The following is an 18,621-nucleotide window of genomic DNA, read 5'->3' as shown; positions in this document are numbered from 1 at the left end:
GTGGCAATGCCGCCGCCGTGGAAAAACCCGCAGGTCGTGACCTCGTCTGCTTCCGGGGTTTTGCTTGCGCTGGGCTTTGCCGGGGGCTACCTGGGGTTGCCGCACACCGCCGCGGTCCTGTTGTATGTGGCTGCGATCATCATCGGCGGCTATTACTTCGGCCGGGAGGCAATCGAGGAACTGATCAAGGAGCGCGAGATCGGCATCGAATTGCTGATGTCCGTCGCAGCCCTCGTTGCCGGTGTGATGGGGCAGTGGCTGGAGGCTGCCACGCTGGTATTCCTTTATTCCATTTCCGAGGCGGCGGAAGGCTACACCGCCGAGCGCACGCGGCACGCCGTCCGCGCGCTGATGGATCTGGCGCCGAAAACCGCGCTGGTGCGCCGGGACGGCCAGGAGTCGCGCATTCCCGTCGAGCAGTTGCGGGTGGAAGATGTCTTCATCGTCCTGCCCGGGGAGTCGGTTGCCACCGATGGCGACGTGATCGACGGCCATTCCGCGGTAAACCAGGCGCCGGTAACGGGGGAATCGGTTCCGGTGGAGAAATCCCCCGGTGGCAAGGTATTCGCGGCCAGCATCAATGGGGAAGGCGCGCTGACGGTGCGTGCGACCAAGGCCTTCGCGGACAACACCCTGTCGCGCATCATCCACCTGGTGGAAGCGGCGCAGGCCAGCAAAGGACGCAGCCAGCGCTTCATCGAGCGCTTCGGCAAGCGCTACAGCCCCGCCGTGCTGGCGGTCGGCGTGCTCGTCGCCCTGCTGCCGCCGCTCTTCGGCCAACCCTGGGCGGAATGGCTGACCCGCGCCACCGTGTTCGTCGTGGCCGCGGCGCCCTGCGCCCTGGTGATCTCGATCCCCATCACCCTGGTCGCGGCCCTGGGCACGGCCGGCCGCAACGGCCTGCTCATCAAGGGCGGCGTCCACCTGGAGAACCTGGCCCGGGTGAAAGTCGTCGCGCTCGACAAGACAGGCACCCTCACGATCGGCCGCCCCGAGGTCACGGACGTGCTGGTGTTCTGGGGTCACGGCGAGCGTGAGGTGCTGGAGGCGGCCGCGGCCCTGGAATCCCGCTCGCAGCATCCGCTGGCCCAGGCTATCGTGCGCCGCGCCCGGGCAGCCGGCCTCGAACCCGCCCCCGCCGAGGATTTCCGCTCGCGTACCGGCGCGGGCGCGCAGGGGCTGGTGGATGGCCGGCAGCTCTACATCGGCAGCCCCAAACTGTTCGCCGACCTGGCTGTTCCGGTTGCCGAAGTGATGGATAAGGTTCAACACCTGCAAAGTCAGGGCAAGACCGTGGTGATGCTCGGGACCGATTCTTCGATCCAGGCCTTGTTCGCCATCAGCGACCCGTTGCGCCCCGAAGCGGCGGATGCCATCGCTGAACTGAAGCGCGCCGGGATCGAACGGGTGGTCATGCTGACCGGTGACAATCCCCTGGCCGCCGCCGCCATCGCCGAACAGGTGGGAGTCGACGAGGTGCATGCCGAGCTGTCGCCCGAGGACAAGACGCGCAAGGTCGCCGAACTGGAAGCCCGCTACGGCAAGGTGTTGATGGTGGGCGATGGTGTGAACGACGCACCGGCGCTCGCCGCCGCCCACGTCGGTGTCGCCATGGGCGCCGCAGGCACCGATGTCGCCCTGGAAACGGCCGATGTGGCGCTCATGAGCGACAACCTGTCGCGCCTGCCCTATCTCATCCGCTTCAGCCGGCGCACCTGGGGTGTGGTGCAGCAAAACCTGGCGCTTTCCGTGGTGGTGATCGGCTCGCTCATCGCAGGGGCGGTGACGGGTTACTTCACGCTTCCCATCGCCGTCATCGCGCACGAGATCAGCGAGTTCGTGGTGATCGCAAGCGGCCTGCGCATGCTCAGGACATGACAATTCCATTACCCAACGAAGGAGAGCACCCGGTACGGTTTTGGCAAAACGGTAGCGTCATCTTTCGACGCGGCGATCGAGAAGGTTATCCAGGAACTGCAAAAGGAAGGCTTTGGCGTCCTGACGGACATCGACGTGGCGGCCACCCTGAAGATGAAACTCATCAGGACATGCCGCCCTACCGCATCCTCGGCGCGTGCAATCCGTCCTTGGCGCACCGCGCCCTGGAAAGCGAACCATCCATCGGCTTACTCCTCCCCTGCAATGTAGTGGTGCGGCAGGACGAAGCTGGCACAGTTCATGTGGAATTCATGGACCCGAATGCGGTATTGGAACTGGTGGGCAGCCGGAAATCAGTCAGTTGGTCAGTGAGGTTCGGCAAAAGCCGGAGAGTGTATTGAGGGCTCTGTAGGTATTTCCGCGAGGCAAGCATTTCTTCTGATACGTATGGCAACGGAGATGAATCATGGGAAAAAGCAAAACTGTTTCAAACGTGGCTGCCGGCGCAGCGGTTGCAATTTGTCTGTCCACTGCTCAGGTGGCCAAGGCTGACGAAAATCCATTCGAGATGCAGACTTTTCAGAAGGGTGGTGCAGCTGGCCAGAAATTGGCGCAAGGCATGTGCGGTGGCCGATGGGGTGGCATGATGGAAGGGCGATGCGGCGGCATGACGGAAGGCATGATGATGGGAGGAGTGATGCCGCGCGGCGTGGATCCGGCGCAATTGCCGGAACCCCAGTCGGCAGGGGCGCGACTGGTCAATCAGTACTGTACGCAGTGCCATGGCCTTCCCACTCCTGCTCTGCACAGTACCCCCGGATGGTCGCCGGTGGTAGGGCGCATGAACGCGCGCATGCAATGGATGAGGCAAAACAGCGGCATGGCAATTGCCGCGCCGACTCCAGAGGAGTTGACAGCAATCCTCGCTTATATGCAGACGCATGCCACCAAATAGGAAAGACGCCGCACGGTAGCGGTTTCATTGTGGCAGGCGCGTATTTGCACAACGGCCAGACTGGAGGAGAACGGAATGTGGATGGATTTTGAAGGCTACGGCATGGGCTGGCATTGGTTGGGGTGGCTAGGTATGGCGTTTTTCTGGCTGATTCCGATATTGCTGGTGCTCGCGGTGGTGAAGTACTTGATGGATGGTCGCCGCTCGAATGCCCCGGATGGTGAAAGAAAACCGGAGGCACTGGCCGTCCTGGAGGAACGATATGCTCGGGGAGAAATTAATCGCGAAGAGTACTTACAAAAACGCGATGACTTGAAGCGGGGTTGAAGAACTCGATCGACATGAGTTTTTGTTTGATTCAATCATCAAAGGAGATGGAAATGAAGAAGATTCTATTACTCGCGATGTTGGCCATTCCGGTTTCAACGCCAACTTTTGCCGGTGACGCGCAGACTGGTAAAAAGGCTGCCCAGGTTCAGCCGTCAGACCAGGATTTCGACAAGAGAGTGGCCCAAATGCAGGAGCAGATAAAGCAGATGCAATCGCAAATGGATAAGATCCGCCAGACTCAGAATCCCCAGGAGCGCCAGAAATTGTTGCAGGAGCATTGGACTACCATGCAAAACGCGCGGGGGATGATGCACGGCATGCAGGGGCCCGGCATGATGGGTTGCTGCATGGGCGGTCCCATGATGGGTGGGCATATGATGAGCGGCCCGATGATGTGGAGCGATTACCAGCGCCTGACCCCGGAGCAGTTGAAACAACGCCAGTACATGATGGATCAGTACATGGGCATGCAACAGCAAATGATGGACCAGATGATGGAGCATCAGGGCTATATGTGGATGCATTGAAGCTGGACTCCACGCCGGACCTCCGGCGTGGCTGCGCTTCGACAAGATGCCCTTTGAAGACAAGACATGAATAGATTGATTCGTCGGATCGTTTACCTGCTCGTGATCACGCTCGTGATCAGCGTTGGCGGCTGGACGTTCAACAAAGAAGCTGTGGCTGACATGTGGTTCGACGAGCAACAGAGCGTGGCTTCAGATAGGGATCAGTCTTTAACGAAATCCGATGCAGCCAAAGTTGATTTGGCGCAAAACCCATGCAACCACTGGTGCCATGCTATTGGTCATTTCATGGGGCTACCCAGCCATTGGGCTCCAACTTTTGCAGAATTTACAAACGGCCAAATACCCTATACATCATTAGTCATTGGCCTCTCATCTCCGGATAGCCGTTTCCGGCCGCCGCGACTCATCTCCTAGTTTCCAATCGCATTGAAATTTTTGTGTTGCGAGGACGCGCCACGCCTTCGGCTGGGTGTCGTGTTCGCCTTGGATAGGAATGAGCATGAAGTTTTCATTTTTGCGCCGCAGCCCCCAGAGTGGGTTGCGGCCGGCGCGCCGCGCAGCGGTGGCGTCATGGTTGTGGTTTTTGTTGTCCCCGGCGTTCGCGGGCCCACCAGCGTTGACCTTGGAAGATGCCTGGCGGCAGGCCGAATTGGCCAATCCGGCATTGCGTGCTGCCCAGGCCGCCGTCCCCGCAGTCGAAGGCGAGCTACAGGATGCACGTGCGCCGTTGTGGAACAACCCGCAGGTTTTAGTGGAAGGGATCCGCAGGGATATCCCTCAGATATCGGCCCCCACCCAGGTTAACCGGGAGTGGGGCCTGGGAATCGCCCAGACCTTCGAAGTCGCGGGCCAGCAAGGTGACCGGCGGACCGCAGCCGAGCAATCGCTGGCCGCGACCCGGCAGGTGATCACGGAAACCCGGCGGCAGGTGCGCGCCGAGGTGGAGAGCAGTTTCGTACGAGTATTAAGTTTGCAGTCGCGTATCCAGACCGAGGAAGCCACGCTCAATCTCATCGAAGATGCCGCCAAAGCCGTCGGCAAGCGGGTCGCGGCGGGAGAAGACAGCCGACTGGACGGCAACCTCGCCAAGGTGGAGGCGGAGCGCGCGCAAAACCAGGTGTCTCTGTTACGCGAGCAGCTGATACAGGCAAGGGCGGAGTTGGCGGCCTTGCTGCAACTGCCACCTGACGAACTCCCGCAGGTGCAGGGTGTCCTCGATCCCGTATCCGTCCCCTACTCCCTGGAAGACCTGCTGAACTCTGCCGCCGAGCGGCCCGTCCTGCAGGCGCTGGGCCATCGGGAACAGGTTGCGAAGAGCCGCCTCGAGCTTGAGCGCGCGGCGCGCTACCCGGATGTCACGGTAGGGCTCGGCACCGGACGGGAGGGATCGAACGATGCCCGCGAAAAAATCGTCGGATTGAGCATTTCCCTGCCGCTTCCCCTATTCCGCCAGAACGCGGGCGGCATCGGGCGGGCGACCACGGAATTCACCCAGACTCAAATCGAGCGCGAGGCCACCGGCCGTGACGTCCGCGCACAGGTGGTCGCCCTGTGGGAACGCTTCTCCAACCTCAAGGCACGGGTGCAGCGGCTCAATGAATCGGTGCTGCCCAGCCTGCAGGAAAACCAGCGCCTCTCCTCCATTTCCTTTCGCGCAGGCGAGATCGGCCTGCTGCAACTGCTGCTGGTCAACCGTCAAGTGCTCGACGGGCAGCGGGATCTGCTCGACGCCCGCACCGACTTGCGCCTGAGCCAAGTCGCGCTGGAAGCGGCGGCGGGCTGGCAGTCCACGCCCGACCTGCGCTGAACAAGACATTCAAAAATTCAGGAACTCACGACATGAAAAACTCACACCACCAACAAAAACCTGACCTGAAACGACTGGCCTCGCTGCTCCTGGCCGGCAGCTTGTCTGCCATCGTTCTCGCAGGGTGCGGCGATAAACAGGCGACGGAGAAAGACGCAAAGCAATCCGAGCAAACGGAACCTGCAAGCAAAGGCGCGGCAACACCGCTACAGGAAAAACCGGAAGAGCAAGGTGCCGAGAAGTTGCTCGCCTTGACTGCCGAAGAGGCCCAACGAGCGGGCATCAAGATACAGAAACTTGAGCTTCAGGAAAAAACGGAACAGATCACGGTCACCGCCACCATCCAGGCCAACCAGGACAAACTTGCGCATGTCGCACCGCGGGTACCGGGCCGCATCGTCAAGGTCAGCGCCAATCTCGGCGACAAGGTGAAGCCGGGCCAGACACTGGCTTTGCTCGACAGCATCGAACTGGGCGAAGCCCGTTCGACTTATCTGCAAGCGGCGAGCGAGGCGGAGGTGGCCCAGGCCAACTTCGCACGCGCCCAGCGGCTGAATGCCGACAGCATCATCCCCGAGAAGGATTATCTGCGCGCCCGCGCCGAGCATGAAAAAGCCCGCGCCGCGTTGCGCGCCGCCGCCGACAGGCTGCGCATGATGGGGGTGAATCCCGGGAATCTGACGGGCTCGACCTTTCCGCTCACCACGCCGTTCGCGGGCACGGTCATTGAGAAGAACGCGGTGCTGGGAGAGCTCGCTACGCCCGATCAGTCCCTGTTTACTGTCGCCGATCTGTCCACCCTGTGGATCGAAAGCGATCTGTTCGAGAAGGACCTTGGCAAGGTCAAGGTCGGCGCCCAGGCCAGTGTCGCGGTTGCCGCTTATCCGGGCGAAGTGTTCAAGGGAAAGCTCACTTATATCAGCAGCGTGATGAACAAGGAAACCCGCACCGCCAAGGCGCGGGTGGAAGTGCCGAACCCAGACGGCCGGCTGAAACCGGAGATGTTCGCCACGGCGGCCATCAACACGGGTTCGAGCACGAAAGCATTGCTGCTTCCGGAAGATGCCGTGTTGCTGGTGCAGGGACAGCCAACCGTGTTCGTGGCTGAAAAAGGCGGGTTCGAATCGCGCGCGGTGCAAGTGGGCGACCGCACGCAGGGGCGGGTCGTGATCAAGTCCGGCGTCGAGGCCGGGGAGGCGGTAGTGGTGAGTGGCGCCTACGCCCTCAAGGCGCGCTTGCTCAAGTCGCAAATCGGCGACGCGGATTGAGGGGGCAACCATGTTGAATAAAATTGTCGATCTCTCCCTGCGCTACAAGGTGCTGGTGCTGGTGGCCTTTCTGCTGGTGGTGATGCTGGGGGTGAAGGCCTGGCGCGAAGTGCCCGTGGATGCCTTTCCCGACGTGACGCCGGTGCAGGTGAACATCTATACCGAGGCGCCGGGGCTTGCGGCCGAGGATGTGGAAAAGCTGCTTACCTTTCCGGTGGAAGGTGTCATGGCCGGCCTGCCGGGGGTGGAGCAGATACGCTCGGTGTCCCTGTTCGGGCTGTCCTATGTCAGCGTCTATTTCAAGGATGACGTGGACATCTACTTCGCCCGCCGCCTGGTGAGCGAAAAGCTGCAGGAGGCCAAGGACCGCATCCCGGAGGGCTACGGCGAGCCGTCGCTGGGGCCAAACAGTTCGGGCCTCGGGCAGGTGTTCTGGTACACCATCGAATCCGCCGACAAGAAACTGTCCGGGATGGATCTGCGCACCCTGCAGGACTGGACGGTACGGCTCGTATTGCGCACCGCGCCCGGCGTGGACGACATCATGTCCTGGGGCGGCGACGAGAAGCAGTATCAGGTGCTGATCGACCCGCGGGGCCTGATCAAGTACGGGCTGACCTTCAAGGAAGTGATGGAGGCCCTGACCGCCAACAACCGTCAGGTGGGCGGGCAATACGTCAACCTGGGACGGGAGCAGTATCTGGTGCGGGGACTGGGGCTGGTGTCGAACACGCAGGACATCGGCGGCGTCGTCATTGCCGAGCGGGAAGGCACACCGATCTTCGTACGTGATGTGGCGGACGTCAAAGAAGGTCCTTCGTTGCGCAGCGGCGCGGTCACCAAGGACGGCGAGGAGGTGGTGCTGGGGATGGCCTTGCAGCGCATCGGCGAGAACGCCAAGAACGTAGTGGACGCCGTCAAGGAAAAGCTGAAAACGGTGCAGCAGGCTTTGCCCGCGGGCGTAACGATCAAGCCCATCTACGACCGCACTGAACTGGTGGAAAAAGCGGTCAGGACCGCAGAGAGCGCGCTGATCGAAGGTTCGATCCTGGTGGCGATCATCCTGTTCCTGTTCCTGGGCGAGGTGCGTTCCGCGATCGTGGTGATCCTGGCGCTGCCGCTGGCCATGCTGATCAGTTTCATCCTCATGCAGCAATGGGGGCTTTCGGCCAACCTGATGTCGCTCGCCGGTCTCGCCGTGGGCATCGGCATGATGGTCGACGGCGCGGTGGTGATGGTGGAGAACGGTTTCCGCCTGCTCAGCCACAAGGTGGGCCAGACGGTCAACCAGACCCACGTGATCCTGGAGGCGGCACGGGAGGTGATCAATCCGACCGCGTTCGCGATCCTCATCATCATCGTGGTGTTCCTGCCGCTGTTCTCCCTCACAGGTCTGGAGGGCAAGCTGTTCAAGCCCATGGCGCTCACCATCACCTTCGCCATGGTCGGTTCCCTGGTGCTGACCATGACCCTGGTGCCCGTGCTTTCCGCGCTGATCCTCAAGCCCAAGGAGGAGAAGGACACCTTCGTGGTGCGCTGGGCCAAGCAGCTTTATCTGCCGTTGCTGGACTGGGCGCTGGAGAACAAACGCAAGGTCATCGGCGGCGCGGTGGCCCTGTTGATCGGCACCCTCGCGCTGTTTCCCTTCCTCGGCAAGGAGTTCATGCCGACCCTGCAGGAAGGCGGCATCATGTTCCGCGTCACCAGCATTCCCTCCACCTCGCTGGAGGAGTCGATCCGCATCTCCGAGGGCATCGAAACCGCGCTCAAGCGCTTCCCGCAGGTGAAGTCGTCGATCGCCATGATCGGGCGTGCGGAGAAAGGTGAAACGGCGGACGTCAACTACATGGAAATCCTGGTGGATCTCAAGCCCCACGACGAATGGCCGGAGCCGCTTTCCTTTCCGGAATTGACGCGGGAGATGCAGGAGGCGCTGGAGAAACAGGCCCCCACTTCTGTCATCGCCGCCACGCAGCCGATCCAAATGCGCGTCGAGGAACTGATTTCCGGGGTGCGCGCCACGCTTGCGCTAAAGCTCTATGGTGAGGACCTGGCCACGCTGGACCGTCTCACCGGTCAGCTCAAGGCCACCCTGGAGAAAGTGCCCGGCGTCGCTGATCTTTCCCTGGAGGCCAACAAGGGCAAGCCGCAACTGGTGGTCAAAGTAAATCGCGAAGCCGCTTCGCGCCTGGGCCTGAACGCCGACGACATCCTGGAGGTAGTCGAGGCCGGCATCGGCGGCAAGGCGGTCTCCACCCTGATCGACGGGGTGAAGCGCTTCGACATCCAGGTCTGGCTCGCGCCCGATTTCCGCAACAGCGTGGAAGCCATCGGCAACATTCCGATCCGCACCCGCGCGGGCGCGCTGGTGCCGTTGTCCGCAGTGTCCACGGTGGAACTGGACGAAGGCTATTCCTTCGTGCGGCGCGAGCAATTGCAGCGTTACGCGGTGATCCAGATGGACGTGAAAGGCCGCGACGTCGACAGCTTCGTCAAGGAAGCGGCAGCCAGGATCAAGAGCGGGGTCAAGCTGCCCGCTGGCTACTGGATCGAGTGGGGCGGCGCCTTCGAGAACCAGCAGCGCGCCATGGCCAAGCTCGCGCTGATCGTGCCGCTCACCATCGGGCTGATCTTCATCCTGCTCTACACCGCGTTCAACTCGCTGACCCACGCCACGCTGATCATTGCCAACGTGCCCTTCGCCACCATCGGCGGCGTGATCGGTTTGTTCATCACCGGGCAGTATCTGTCGGTGCCCTCGGCGATCGGCTTCATCGCCGTGTTCGGCGTGGCGATGCTCAATGGAATAGTCTTGGTGTCCTTCCTCAACGATCAGCGGCAGCAGGGGCTGTCGATCCGAGAGGCGGTCAAGCAGGGCGCTGCGCTGCGGCTGCGACCGGTGTTGATGACGGCCTCCATCGCCATCTTCGGCCTGGTGCCAATGCTGCTCTCCAGCGGCGTCGGCGCCGAAACCCAGCGGCCGCTGGCGACGGTCGTCGTGGGCGGGCTGTTCACCTCCACCGCGCTGACATTGCTGCTGTTGCCATTGATGTATGAATGGGTGGAACAACGCCGCGAACGCAAACAAGCGAAGTAAACCGGAAGCGTGCGGCCTGAAGAGGCCGCACACAATCACCAGACAGGAGAAACCGCATGAAAGAAATCAAGGCCTATATCCACAACCACCGCATCGCCGACGTGATTCGCGCCCTCAAGGACTCGGGGCAATGCAACGCGAACGTCGGCTGCCGCAATCTTACCGTCATCCCGGTGCAAAGCCTGCTGAAGGCGGTGGACGCGAGGGAGCAGCACTATTCCATCGAACTGGCCGAAGAGGTCATTTACGAATCCAAGCTGGAACTGATCTGTGAAGACCATCAGGTGGACGAACTGGTGGGCATCATCGCGCGCACCGCCCGCACCGGCCAAGCCGAGGCGGGGTGGATTTACGTGGCAGACATCGTCGAGGCGATCCCTGTCCAGGGAACGCACGAATAAGCGCGGCTTCACTGATCCGCGAATGACCGGTCAAGCCCATAGCAGATGTACTTGCCTTGCTGGGCGTAAGACCGCTTAGGCCGAGGATGCGACGGTCGACTACCCAGCTACGACCGGCAGGACGTCGGCCAAAGGCGTCATAGATGATATGGAGCATGAACGGCAGCAGCACTTCGTATTGCAGCCGTTCGTTCACTTCTGGCGGAAAAGTTGGGCCGACGAATCCGAGCGGCCGCATATCGAAAACCGCTACTCACCCTTTTGACCCGTAGAAGTCGTTGGATTCCACAATCCCACAGGCGACTTACGCCTCCAAGCAGTCATCTGGAAACTGTGCACCCTGTTATTTATTCTGTTGCCGGCTTTATGCTGCAGACGCCGCGATCCGCGCCCTGCAGCTGACGCCCGAATGAATTCGGGCGCCTCGGGCAAACTAAAGCAGAAGCAGCAGCATCAGCAGTAACGCCCACGCAACGAGCCCGGCCCCGATTACAGTCTGCACGATCCCCGCCGCCGAAACATCTTCGCGCGAGTGTGTCAGTCCCTCGATACCGTGGTAGACAAGGCTGCAGGAAAGGCCAAGCCCGACGAGGGCAAGCACGACGCTGAAGCCCAAGCTCGGCATGAGCAACCCTAACGCGGACAGCCACATCGGAATTGGCGCGATCGCAGCGATCACATAGGCATCGTGGTAGTCAATGCGCAGGCCGTTGCCGTCCGCCACTTGGCGGATGAACCAGCCCATGAAGGCCAGCGTGGCCATTTCGGCGACGAAGAAAACGACCGCGATTGCCCCCCAGTCCTTGCCGGCCAATTGGGGGGGGAAAATTTCGGGCTGCACGCTGCCCGCGTAGTACAGCATGATCGGCGGCAGCAGCGACAAGGGGAGTGCGACGAGTGCGAACAACTTCACTAGCCGTGGATGCAGACGCTCGATCTCGGGCCAGCCTTGGTCGTTGGAAAATGGCAAGTGGAAAAGTGTGCTCAGTTTCATGATTAGCCTCCAAGGAAGATAGGATAGTTGGACATACTTAAACATATCACAACGTGATATAAACCTAGGCCATGGAATCTACGACGTCAAGCAAGAATTCACCTGCCCCTCTCGGCAAACCGGATTATGAGCGCCTGTCGAACTTCCGCTATAGCCTGCGGCATTTCCTGCGGGCCAGCGAGGAAATCTGCCGACGGCAGGGGCTCACCCCCCTGCAATATCAGCTGCTGCTGCATGTGCGAGGATTCCAGGGGCGGGACTGGGCAAGCATCGGTGAGTTGGCGGAGCGCCTGCAGGCAAAGCACCATGGGGTAGTTTCGCTGATCGATCGCTGCGCGAAGTTGCAGTGGGTCACGCGCAGGCCCGGACGCCTCGACCGGCGTGTAGTGGAAATCCATTTGCTGCCGGCGGGAGAAGCGCTGGTTGAACGTGTCGCGCAGTCGCACCGGAATGAACTGCACAGGTTGCTAGAGGTGCTGTCGTGCGCGCAATCAGGCAGCGCGGAAAGCGGTTTTGATGCCCCTCCCCCTCAATGCCCCGAACCGTCCAAACCGTGACGGGAATAACAGGGGACACATCAGTCTGTTCCTTGTTGTTAAGGTAGGGAAAGATAGGTGATCTCGACGTGGCATGGTCCTCGCCCAAAGATCAACCAGATTGGACATCTTGATGAACCGAGGTCTTTGATTGTTCAGTTGCACGGGGAGAGAGAAAAACGCGGAACAAGGCGCCACGCCGGCATGCTGCCGGAGTGGCGAACGGCTCAATGGATGGGCTTTGCGTGCCTGAAGCCGAAGCGCAAGAACGCTATGTAGAACGCGGCGATGTTCATCAGAGCCCAGATGACGTGGCCCAGGGGGTAGCCGCCGAGCAGGTGCTTGCTGGCGGCCAGAGTGATCAGCTATTCAATGTGCGGCCGGGCCTATGGAGTCAAGTCAACGGCAGCAACGTTTGGAACGCCGAATGTTTCGAGGGTACTTATTCAGCGAAGCCTCTAATGCCTCCCGGCACGGTGGAGGCGCCGAACCGCCCCAGCCCCATTTCCACCAGCCCTTCGAGACGGCGCAGCAGAAACAGTGCTTCCAGCCCCATGCGCTGTGCCAGGCCCAAGCCTTCTCCAGGGCCGGCCACCAGCAATGCGGTGGCCCAGGCGTCCGCGTGCATGCAGGTGCGCGCCAGCACCGTGACCGATGCGACGGCATTGTTCACGGGCGCAGCGCGGCGCGCGTCCATGGTGTGTGCGAGGCGCGCATCACCCACCTGTAGATAGCGCCGGTAGTCGCCTGATGTGGCCACGGCCAGGTCCTGCAGTTCGATGACTCCGTGCACCGCGCGACGCCCAACCTCGGGTTGCTCCAGCGCCACGGCCCAGGGCGCACCGCTGGCCTGGCTGCCCACTGCGCGCAGCTCACCATCAAGCGCCACCAGCGCATGCTGCACCCCGTGCTGCTGCAACACGGCGGCCATGCGGTCTACCGCGTAGCCCTTGGCAATGCCGCACAGGTCGAGCTGCAAGGGGGCGCGCTTGCGGGCGCGGCCTGCGGGGCGGTCGAACTCCAAGCACTCGTGCGTAGGGTGCGGCGCGAGTTGGCGTGCGGTGCGGATCGCCCCAGCGTCGGGCGCATCGCGCACCGCACCAAAGCCCCAGGCATCGACCAGCGCGCCGACGCCTGGATCAAATGCGCCGGCACTGAGGCGGTGGATATCGAGCGCGCAGGCCAGCACCTCCAGCATTTCGGTGGGCAGTTCGACCCAGGCGTCCACGCGCGCACGGTTCAGGCGCATGAGGTCGCTATCAGGCTTCCAGGGAGACATCTGCTCGTCCACCTGCTGCACTGCGGCGGCGAGGTCCCGACGCAGGGCCGCCAAGTCCAGGCTGGCGTCGGCATCCACACTGGCGGACCAGCGCGTGCCCATGGTCGGGCCGTGCAGGGTGGTCCGCTTGCAGACCACAGCAGGTTCAGAAGACGTCTTCGGCATAGCGTTCCTTCGCTTTGAGCTGCGATATGCTCAACTGCAGCGGCGCCAGCACGGCGTCCAACGTCTCGGCCACGTCGCGCGCCATAGCGCGGCTGCCGCAGACACGCACGATGGCGCCTTGGGCCACCAAGTCGCGCAGGCGCTCGGCGTCGCGGCGCAAAACATCCTGCACATAGCCACCCCCCTCCGGTATGCGCGAGAACACCGTCTGCACACTGGCCAGGCGTCCTTCGCCGAGCCAGTGCTGGATCTCGGGGCCGAAGTAAAAATCCCGCTCAGGGTTGCGCCCACCAAAGTACAGGTGCATAGGGGTGTGCCGGTCGTTGCGGCGGATGAAGCCTGCCAAGGGCGCCACCCCCGTGCCCGCCCCGATCAGCAACACGGGCCGCCGCGTGCGCGGCAGCGCAAAGCCGGGGTTGGATCGGATGAAGGCGGCGATATGGTCGCCCGGCTTCAGGCCATGCAGGTGCGTTGAGCACAGGCCGCCGGGCATCTGGCGCACGCAGATTTCCAAAAACCCGTCCTCCCGGCCCGATGCCAGGGAATAGTAGCGCGGCACGGCCGAGCCCGGTGGCACGATGCCCACGAGGTCGCCCGCCGCAAAGTGCGCCAGACCGTGCCCGCGCAGGCGTTCCAGCCAAGCTTGTGCAGGCCACGCAAAGCGCAGGATCACCGTGGGCTCGCCGACGCCCCCCGGGTAGTCCTGGCGCGTCATGAGCGTGAGCGCAGTGGTGGGCGGCATGCGCGGCACATGCTCCAGCACCAGGGGTTCGCCGAGCGCCTGCGCCAGGGCCTGGCCCCAGCGAGCGAACTGCTGGCTTGATTGCTGGTGGATGCATTCCAGCGGCAGAAGCGCGGGCCAGCCCTGTGCACGCAGGGTTTTCTCCAGCGCCTCGGCAAAGGCGCAGAACGCCGGGAACTGTCGGTCGCCAAAGCCCAGTACCGTCACCGGCACGGTGTTGGTGCTGAGCTTTGCCATGCGCTCCAGGGCGTGGCTGGCGTGGGCCGGGGCCTGGCCCTCGCCATAGGTTGCGGCGAGCACAAACACCTGCCGCGTGGCGGCCGTGGTCTGGAAAAGCTCCAGTGCGCCGGTGTACACGCGGTGACCGTTGTGGCCCAGCGCATCGTGCAACGCTTGGGCAAAGCCCCACGTGCTGCCACCTTCGCTGGCAACGAAGATGAGCACGTCGGCCTGTGCCAGCGGGTTGTTGCCCGTGATGTGCGGCGCCTGGCGGCGTGCCTGCCACCAGATGTAGACGCCCGACAGCCAGAACAACAGCACGCTGGCGCCCACGAGCGCGAGCACCACGGCCCAGGGCCAAGCTCCTTCACCCGTGTGCAGCACCAGAGCCCAGTCGTAGATGCGCTGCGCCAGGGTGACGTCCTGCCAGGCCAGTGTTTTCCCTGAGTAGCGGTCGATCCAGCCTTCGCCCTGACTGGTGGCCACCTTCCAGGTGTCTTCAGGATCGGCAGCGTAGGGGAAATTCAGCTTGCGCAAGTCCTGCACGGAGAGGTTTTGCAGCATGGAAAGCTGCCCCACGGGCAGAGCCGTCTGGCCGGTGGCCACGGAGACCACGTCGGGCTCGGTCCCGGCGTCCAGCGCCACCAGTCCCAGGGTCGAGGCGCTCATGGTCAGCGCCGTGAGCGACGTCAGGCACAGCACCGCCAGCACCACCCGGCCCGTGACCACGTGGATGCGCTGCGCCAGCGAGCCACGCACCCTTGCCGCCAGCCGCCGCCAGCCGCCCATGCGGCGCAGCAGCAGTACGAGGGCCGAGACGCACAACACCCCTATGGCCAGCGCAATGCCCGCCGCACCCCAACGCCCGGCGTCGCCCAGGAGCAGCGAGCGGTGCAGGTTCTTCACCCAGCGCGGCAGCGCCGAAGGCTGCCAAGCGCCCAGCACGCGACCATCGGCCGGGTCCACGTAGGACGCCTGCGCCTGGTCGCCGACAAAGCCGAACACCACGATGGCGCCCGAGGGCAGGTGGCGGATTTCCTCAGCGCCCGGGACGGTGCGTGTCACGCGCTCCACCAGCGTGGCCACCGACAGGTCGTCCGGCGCGGCGGGTGCCTGCCACGCCTGTTGCACCGGATCGAACGCCAAGATGGCGCCGGTAATGCCCAGCACCACGGCCAGGGTGCCTATCGTCAGGCCCAGCCAGCGGTGGATTGACTTCCATCCCATGTGCGCGTCCTTTACCGCAGTTGGAAGGTCAGCGCCTGGATGTACTGCTTGCCGGCCTGCGGCTTGCCGGCGTTGCCGGTGGACAGCGGCACGCGCACTTCCGACGGGCTGTCGCGCATGTCTTCCACGGCCGCGTCGATGCGGATTTCGTAGCCTGCGTCAATCAGTGCATCTGCCAGGTCGGCCGTGACCTTGAGCGTGCGCCCCGCGCCCACACTGGCGCCGGTCACGCCATTCAAACGCTTGGCGTCACCGGCGGACAGCCGATTCCAGTTCGACAGGTGTTTGTAGTACTTGGCCTTGCCGCCGGCCACCCACAGCGTACGCACATAGGCGCCCTTGGCGTCGGTCAGGTACGCGGCCAGGTAGGCGCCGTCGCCGCCGTAATTCTTGAACTGGGCGGTCAGCGTGAGCTGGCGGCTGTGCGCCAGGGCGGGAATGGCCAGCGCGCAGGCGGCGGCCAAAGTGGTCAAAAGTAGTTTGGACATGGTGATACTCCAGTGGGGGATTAATCGATCTGGCCGCGCGGTGCGGTGCCAGGGGTGAATGGGGACGATGGTGCGGCGGCGCCGTCTGGTTGCGACGCGGCGTGCTCACGGTCGCGCTCTCGGGAACGCTGGCGGTCCCCTTGCTTCATCTTCAATACCTTCAGGGTTTCCGGATCGATTTTGGCCTTGAAGATGCGGCCCTGTGAGTCTGTGCCGCGAATTTCGTAGCAGCCGTCGTCGATTTTCAGCCGCTGGATTTGCCAGCCCTGTTGGGCTGCCATCTGCCGCACAGCCTCGCGTGACTGCCAGCGCTCTACCGGCGCATCGCAATCGTCATCGGCCAATGCGGGCAGGGCGGTCAGGCCCAGTGACAGGGCCAGCAAGCCACGGCGCAGGGAGGGATGTATGACAAACGATTTGCGGTGCTGGTGTTTCATGGAAAGCTCCTCTTCAGTACGTTAGCGCTTCTGTCTGCTTACGGGCACCACGTCGAACTCACACAATAGGCCAGAAGCGGTAACAATTAAGAAGGTCCGCCCCAAGCGGTCAACTTTTGGCATTAGAGGCGTGCCCCGGATTGCCAAGGCATGTCCTCTCGATGGAAAGGCTAGTCGGCGCCGGTTGCCTTGAACACCAGGGAGGGAGCTTTCCCGTGACCGTAGAAATAGTCTCCACTAGCAGCCTGTCGGACTTGGAGCCCCGCACGGCAGCAATTTCCCCGCCGGGACGGTATTTGCACAATATTTAGGCATTTTTAGTCGTTCATCGCCGCATCGGTATCAAATTTGAACGGGTTTCTGCTCTTTTCAGGCGCTTGGGACGGATTTCTGGCGCAACACGGCCATGCGTTTCAAATTCCACGCCAGACATACCAGCGTCCACTCGCCCTTCGCCTTCTCCAAACCACGCAGCAAGAACTGCCTGAACCCCATCACCGATTTGATGATGCCAAACACCGGTTCCACGCTCTGCTTCCTCAGCGCATACAGCATCCGCCCCAGTTTGGTCTTGAGTTTATGCGCCATCTTTTGCATCGGCGTGGCGTCCGCTTCCAACTGCGGCGGCTCGGTGAAACGCTCGCGCCAGCCGGGATGGTGATCTTCGCGGGCGACGGCAATGTAAGGTTCAACTCCAGCTTCTTCGCAAGCGGTGATGTTGTTCGCGCTGCAATAGCCCGTGTCAGCCAGCAGGGCATCGACTGTGCCCAGGCTGGCGGGTAGCGCACCGAGCTTGTCCAGCATCGGCTGAACCTGCTGTTTGTCGTTGCCCGCATTCGTGAGTGATGCCGCCACTACCAGCATCGTCGGCGCATCGACCGCCGCCTGAGCGTTGTAGCACTGCTCAAAGCCGCCGCCGGCAATCTTCATGATGCGGGATTCCTCGTCGGTGAGATTGATCTGGTCTTCCGGACGGGGTTCCGGCGTCGGCGGCTGGGGCGGCTTGCCGCTGGGCTTCTTGCCTGATTCCGCTGCGCGTGCGGCTCGCTGGGCGAGCTTCGTTTCATAAGCCGCTTGTTCCGCTTCGAAGCGGGCTCGGGCACGCGCTTCGATCTTGGCTTTGGCGGCGGCCATGACGGCCAGCCGGTCTTCACGGCGTTTGATTTCTGCGGGCAGATTCACGCCATCCGGGATGTCGGCCTGGTCAGCGGCTTCGGCTGTCGCCAGCAGGTCTTGTACTTCGGCCTTGAGTTGGGTTTCGAGCTTGACGATGTGGCCGTGCGAGAGCGCACTGTGGCGGGAGGCGTTGGCGTGAACCTTGGTGCCGTCGAGGCTGACTGTCCCCAGCTTCAGGAGCTTCATCTCGCTCGCCAGTTCGAGCACTTGCAGGAACACGCCGGCGAGTTCTTCAAGAAAGCGGCGGCGGAAGCTGGCGAGCGTGTCGTGATCGGGGTGGCTGCCTGCGGCGAGGTAGCGGAAGGCGACGGAATCGTAGGTGGCGCGTTCGATGCGGCGGCTGGAGAAGGTGGCGGTGGCGTAGCCGTAAACCAGCAGGCTGAGCAGGACTTCAGGGTGGTAGGCGGCGCTGCCGCGCCCGGCATAGACGCGGGTCAGTTCGGTGAGGTCGAGTTGTTCGATGGCTTCGACGATGAAACGCGCCAGGTGGTCTTGGGGAAGCCAGTCTTCGACCGAGGGCGGCAGCAGGTAGGCAGTCTTGCGGTCGATCGGGCGGAAGCGGCTCATGCGATGGAGGGGCTCGGATTCGATAGCGGGATTATCGCGGATTGGAAGACGAATTGGGGGTTCAAGTCCGACAGGCTGCTAGGGCTGATCGCGACTGCCCTGCCTTTGCGTGCATCGACAAAGTAGTGCCAGCCATAGCCCGGCTGCCCGATCGTTGAGTCATTGGAGACAGCTTGCATGCCTGAATTGATCCGATGACTGTCTCCTGCATCCTTGCGAGGATCGTCTGCATGCGAAGGCATGCTCATCATGGTTGCTGCGACGCTCAGCACCACGGCAATAATGCTTGGCTTCATGATTCTTCCTTTCGATCGAGTCCAGTCGACGCTGACTGTTCATGTACTCTGAACTTCAAAACTTAATACAGTCTTAACGCACTTCTGGGGTTTCATGGGGCGATAAGGTTCTTCCAGAAGCCGTAGGTCAAGTGGTAATCCCCCATTTTTAGCAGTCGCCGGAAGTGGAGTTAAGTGGCGCGGATTGTCAGATGGCTGGTTTCATTACATCAACGGACGGTCGATGAGT

The 18,621-nt window shown here is 62.4% G+C and carries 18 protein-coding genes; 11 read left to right on the top strand and 7 right to left on the bottom strand.

Features of this window, described 5'->3' with window-relative positions:
• Window positions 1–36: 36 nt before the first annotated feature.
• The 10 genes from ACZ41T_RS00805 (at window position 37) to ACZ41T_RS00760 (ending at window position 10,266) form a co-directional block, all read left to right on the top strand.
• A complete protein-coding gene (locus ACZ41T_RS00805) occupies window positions 37–1,878 on the top strand; it encodes a heavy metal translocating P-type ATPase (RefSeq protein WP_464922640.1) in 1,842 nt (613 codons plus the stop codon).
• Window positions 1,875–2,279 carry a DUF302 domain-containing protein gene (locus ACZ41T_RS00800; RefSeq protein WP_464922639.1) on the top strand — a complete coding sequence of 135 codons (405 nt, stop codon included), beginning with the start codon at window positions 1,875–1,877 and terminating at the stop codon, window positions 2,277–2,279. The genes ACZ41T_RS00805 and ACZ41T_RS00800 overlap by 4 nt, the downstream gene beginning before the upstream one ends.
• A 65-nt stretch (window positions 2,280–2,344) precedes the next feature.
• Entirely contained in the window at window positions 2,345–2,833 is a 489-nt protein-coding gene (locus tag ACZ41T_RS00795) for a c-type cytochrome (RefSeq protein ID WP_464922638.1), read from the top strand.
• An 81-nt stretch (window positions 2,834–2,914) separates the two neighbouring features.
• Window positions 2,915–3,160, top strand: coding sequence for an SHOCT domain-containing protein (locus ACZ41T_RS00790; protein WP_464922637.1), 246 nt, complete (start codon window positions 2,915–2,917; stop codon window positions 3,158–3,160).
• Between the two features lie 53 nt (window positions 3,161–3,213).
• On the top strand, window positions 3,214–3,690 hold the full coding sequence (locus ACZ41T_RS00785) for a hypothetical protein (RefSeq protein ID WP_464922636.1): 477 nt from the start codon (window positions 3,214–3,216) through the stop codon (window positions 3,688–3,690).
• A gap of 66 nt (window positions 3,691–3,756) precedes the next feature.
• Window positions 3,757–4,107 carry a hypothetical protein gene (locus tag ACZ41T_RS00780; protein ID WP_464922635.1) on the top strand — a complete coding sequence of 117 codons (351 nt, stop codon included), beginning with the start codon at window positions 3,757–3,759 and terminating at the stop codon, window positions 4,105–4,107.
• Between the two features lie 85 nt (window positions 4,108–4,192).
• Window positions 4,193–5,500 carry a TolC family protein gene (locus ACZ41T_RS00775; RefSeq protein ID WP_464922634.1) on the top strand — a complete coding sequence of 436 codons (1,308 nt, stop codon included), beginning with the start codon at window positions 4,193–4,195 and terminating at the stop codon, window positions 5,498–5,500.
• Window positions 5,501–5,532: 32 nt separating this feature from the next.
• Complete coding sequence (locus ACZ41T_RS00770) at window positions 5,533–6,768, top strand: efflux RND transporter periplasmic adaptor subunit (RefSeq protein ID WP_464922633.1); 1,236 nt, start codon at window positions 5,533–5,535, stop codon at window positions 6,766–6,768.
• A 10-nt stretch (window positions 6,769–6,778) separates the two neighbouring features.
• Window positions 6,779–9,865 carry an efflux RND transporter permease subunit gene (locus ACZ41T_RS00765; RefSeq protein ID WP_464922632.1) on the top strand — a complete coding sequence of 1,029 codons (3,087 nt, stop codon included), beginning with the start codon at window positions 6,779–6,781 and terminating at the stop codon, window positions 9,863–9,865.
• Between the two features lie 56 nt (window positions 9,866–9,921).
• The gene (locus ACZ41T_RS00760; RefSeq protein ID WP_464922631.1) at window positions 9,922–10,266 is read left to right on the top strand and encodes a P-II family nitrogen regulator; all 345 of its coding nucleotides are present in this window, start codon (window positions 9,922–9,924) and stop codon (window positions 10,264–10,266) included.
• A 433-nt stretch (window positions 10,267–10,699) separates the two neighbouring features.
• On the opposite strand, the gene ACZ41T_RS00755 is transcribed toward ACZ41T_RS00760, so the two are convergent.
• Window positions 10,700–11,260 carry a Yip1 family protein gene (locus ACZ41T_RS00755; protein ID WP_464922630.1) on the bottom strand — a complete coding sequence of 187 codons (561 nt, stop codon included), beginning with the start codon at window positions 11,258–11,260 and terminating at the stop codon, window positions 10,700–10,702.
• 71 nt (window positions 11,261–11,331) lie between these two features.
• Between ACZ41T_RS00755 and ACZ41T_RS00750 the strand changes: the two genes are divergently transcribed.
• Entirely contained in the window at window positions 11,332–11,817 is a 486-nt protein-coding gene (locus tag ACZ41T_RS00750) for a MarR family winged helix-turn-helix transcriptional regulator (protein WP_464922629.1), read from the top strand.
• A gap of 421 nt (window positions 11,818–12,238) precedes the next feature.
• On the opposite strand, the gene ACZ41T_RS00745 is transcribed toward ACZ41T_RS00750, so the two are convergent.
• From ACZ41T_RS00745 to ACZ41T_RS00720, 6 genes are all read right to left on the bottom strand, one after another.
• The gene (locus tag ACZ41T_RS00745; protein ID WP_464922628.1) at window positions 12,239–13,240 is read right to left on the bottom strand and encodes an FAD:protein FMN transferase; all 1,002 of its coding nucleotides are present in this window, start codon (window positions 13,238–13,240) and stop codon (window positions 12,239–12,241) included.
• A complete protein-coding gene (locus tag ACZ41T_RS00740; protein WP_464922627.1) occupies window positions 13,221–15,428 on the bottom strand; it encodes a PepSY domain-containing protein in 2,208 nt (735 codons plus the stop codon). Before ACZ41T_RS00740 ends, ACZ41T_RS00745 begins: the two co-directional genes overlap by 20 nt.
• Window positions 15,429–15,439: 11 nt before the next feature.
• A complete protein-coding gene (locus ACZ41T_RS00735) occupies window positions 15,440–15,916 on the bottom strand; it encodes a DUF2271 domain-containing protein (RefSeq protein WP_464922626.1) in 477 nt (158 codons plus the stop codon).
• Between the two features lie 20 nt (window positions 15,917–15,936).
• Complete coding sequence (locus tag ACZ41T_RS00730; RefSeq protein ID WP_464922625.1) at window positions 15,937–16,353, bottom strand: PepSY domain-containing protein; 417 nt, start codon at window positions 16,351–16,353, stop codon at window positions 15,937–15,939.
• Window positions 16,354–16,722: 369 nt separating this feature from the next.
• Entirely contained in the window at window positions 16,723–18,096 is a 1,374-nt protein-coding gene (locus ACZ41T_RS00725) for an IS1182 family transposase (RefSeq protein ID WP_464921300.1), read from the bottom strand.
• Window positions 18,093–18,392, bottom strand: coding sequence for a hypothetical protein (locus tag ACZ41T_RS00720; RefSeq protein ID WP_464922624.1), 300 nt, complete (start codon window positions 18,390–18,392; stop codon window positions 18,093–18,095). The genes ACZ41T_RS00725 and ACZ41T_RS00720 overlap by 4 nt, the downstream gene beginning before the upstream one ends.
• Between the last annotated feature and the right edge of the window lie 229 nt (window positions 18,393–18,621).

This window comes from Thiobacillus thiophilus (assembly GCF_055378705.1).
This window is presented reverse-complemented; position numbering and strand designations above follow the sequence as displayed.

Coding starts and splice junctions, on each gene's coding strand:
- ACZ41T_RS00755 (WP_464922630.1), bottom strand. CDS start 11,260: ATGAAACTGAGCACACTTTTCCACTTGCCATTTTCCAACGACCAAGGC.
- ACZ41T_RS00780 (WP_464922635.1), top strand. CDS start 3,757: ATGAATAGATTGATTCGTCGGATCGTTTACCTGCTCGTGATCACGCTC.
- ACZ41T_RS00720 (WP_464922624.1), bottom strand. CDS start 18,392: ATGAAGCCAAGCATTATTGCCGTGGTGCTGAGCGTCGCAGCAACCATG.
- ACZ41T_RS00760 (WP_464922631.1), top strand. CDS start 9,922: ATGAAAGAAATCAAGGCCTATATCCACAACCACCGCATCGCCGACGTG.
- ACZ41T_RS00730 (WP_464922625.1), bottom strand. CDS start 16,353: ATGAAACACCAGCACCGCAAATCGTTTGTCATACATCCCTCCCTGCGC.
- ACZ41T_RS00775 (WP_464922634.1), top strand. CDS start 4,193: ATGAAGTTTTCATTTTTGCGCCGCAGCCCCCAGAGTGGGTTGCGGCCG.
- ACZ41T_RS00770 (WP_464922633.1), top strand. CDS start 5,533: ATGAAAAACTCACACCACCAACAAAAACCTGACCTGAAACGACTGGCC.
- ACZ41T_RS00790 (WP_464922637.1), top strand. CDS start 2,915: ATGGATTTTGAAGGCTACGGCATGGGCTGGCATTGGTTGGGGTGGCTA.
- ACZ41T_RS00785 (WP_464922636.1), top strand. CDS start 3,214: ATGAAGAAGATTCTATTACTCGCGATGTTGGCCATTCCGGTTTCAACG.
- ACZ41T_RS00765 (WP_464922632.1), top strand. CDS start 6,779: ATGTTGAATAAAATTGTCGATCTCTCCCTGCGCTACAAGGTGCTGGTG.
- ACZ41T_RS00800 (WP_464922639.1), top strand. CDS start 1,875: ATGACAATTCCATTACCCAACGAAGGAGAGCACCCGGTACGGTTTTGG.
- ACZ41T_RS00725 (WP_464921300.1), bottom strand. CDS start 18,096: ATGAGCCGCTTCCGCCCGATCGACCGCAAGACTGCCTACCTGCTGCCG.
- ACZ41T_RS00750 (WP_464922629.1), top strand. CDS start 11,332: ATGGAATCTACGACGTCAAGCAAGAATTCACCTGCCCCTCTCGGCAAA.
- ACZ41T_RS00745 (WP_464922628.1), bottom strand. CDS start 13,240: ATGCCGAAGACGTCTTCTGAACCTGCTGTGGTCTGCAAGCGGACCACC.
- ACZ41T_RS00795 (WP_464922638.1), top strand. CDS start 2,345: ATGGGAAAAAGCAAAACTGTTTCAAACGTGGCTGCCGGCGCAGCGGTT.
- ACZ41T_RS00735 (WP_464922626.1), bottom strand. CDS start 15,916: ATGTCCAAACTACTTTTGACCACTTTGGCCGCCGCCTGCGCGCTGGCC.
- ACZ41T_RS00740 (WP_464922627.1), bottom strand. CDS start 15,428: ATGGGATGGAAGTCAATCCACCGCTGGCTGGGCCTGACGATAGGCACC.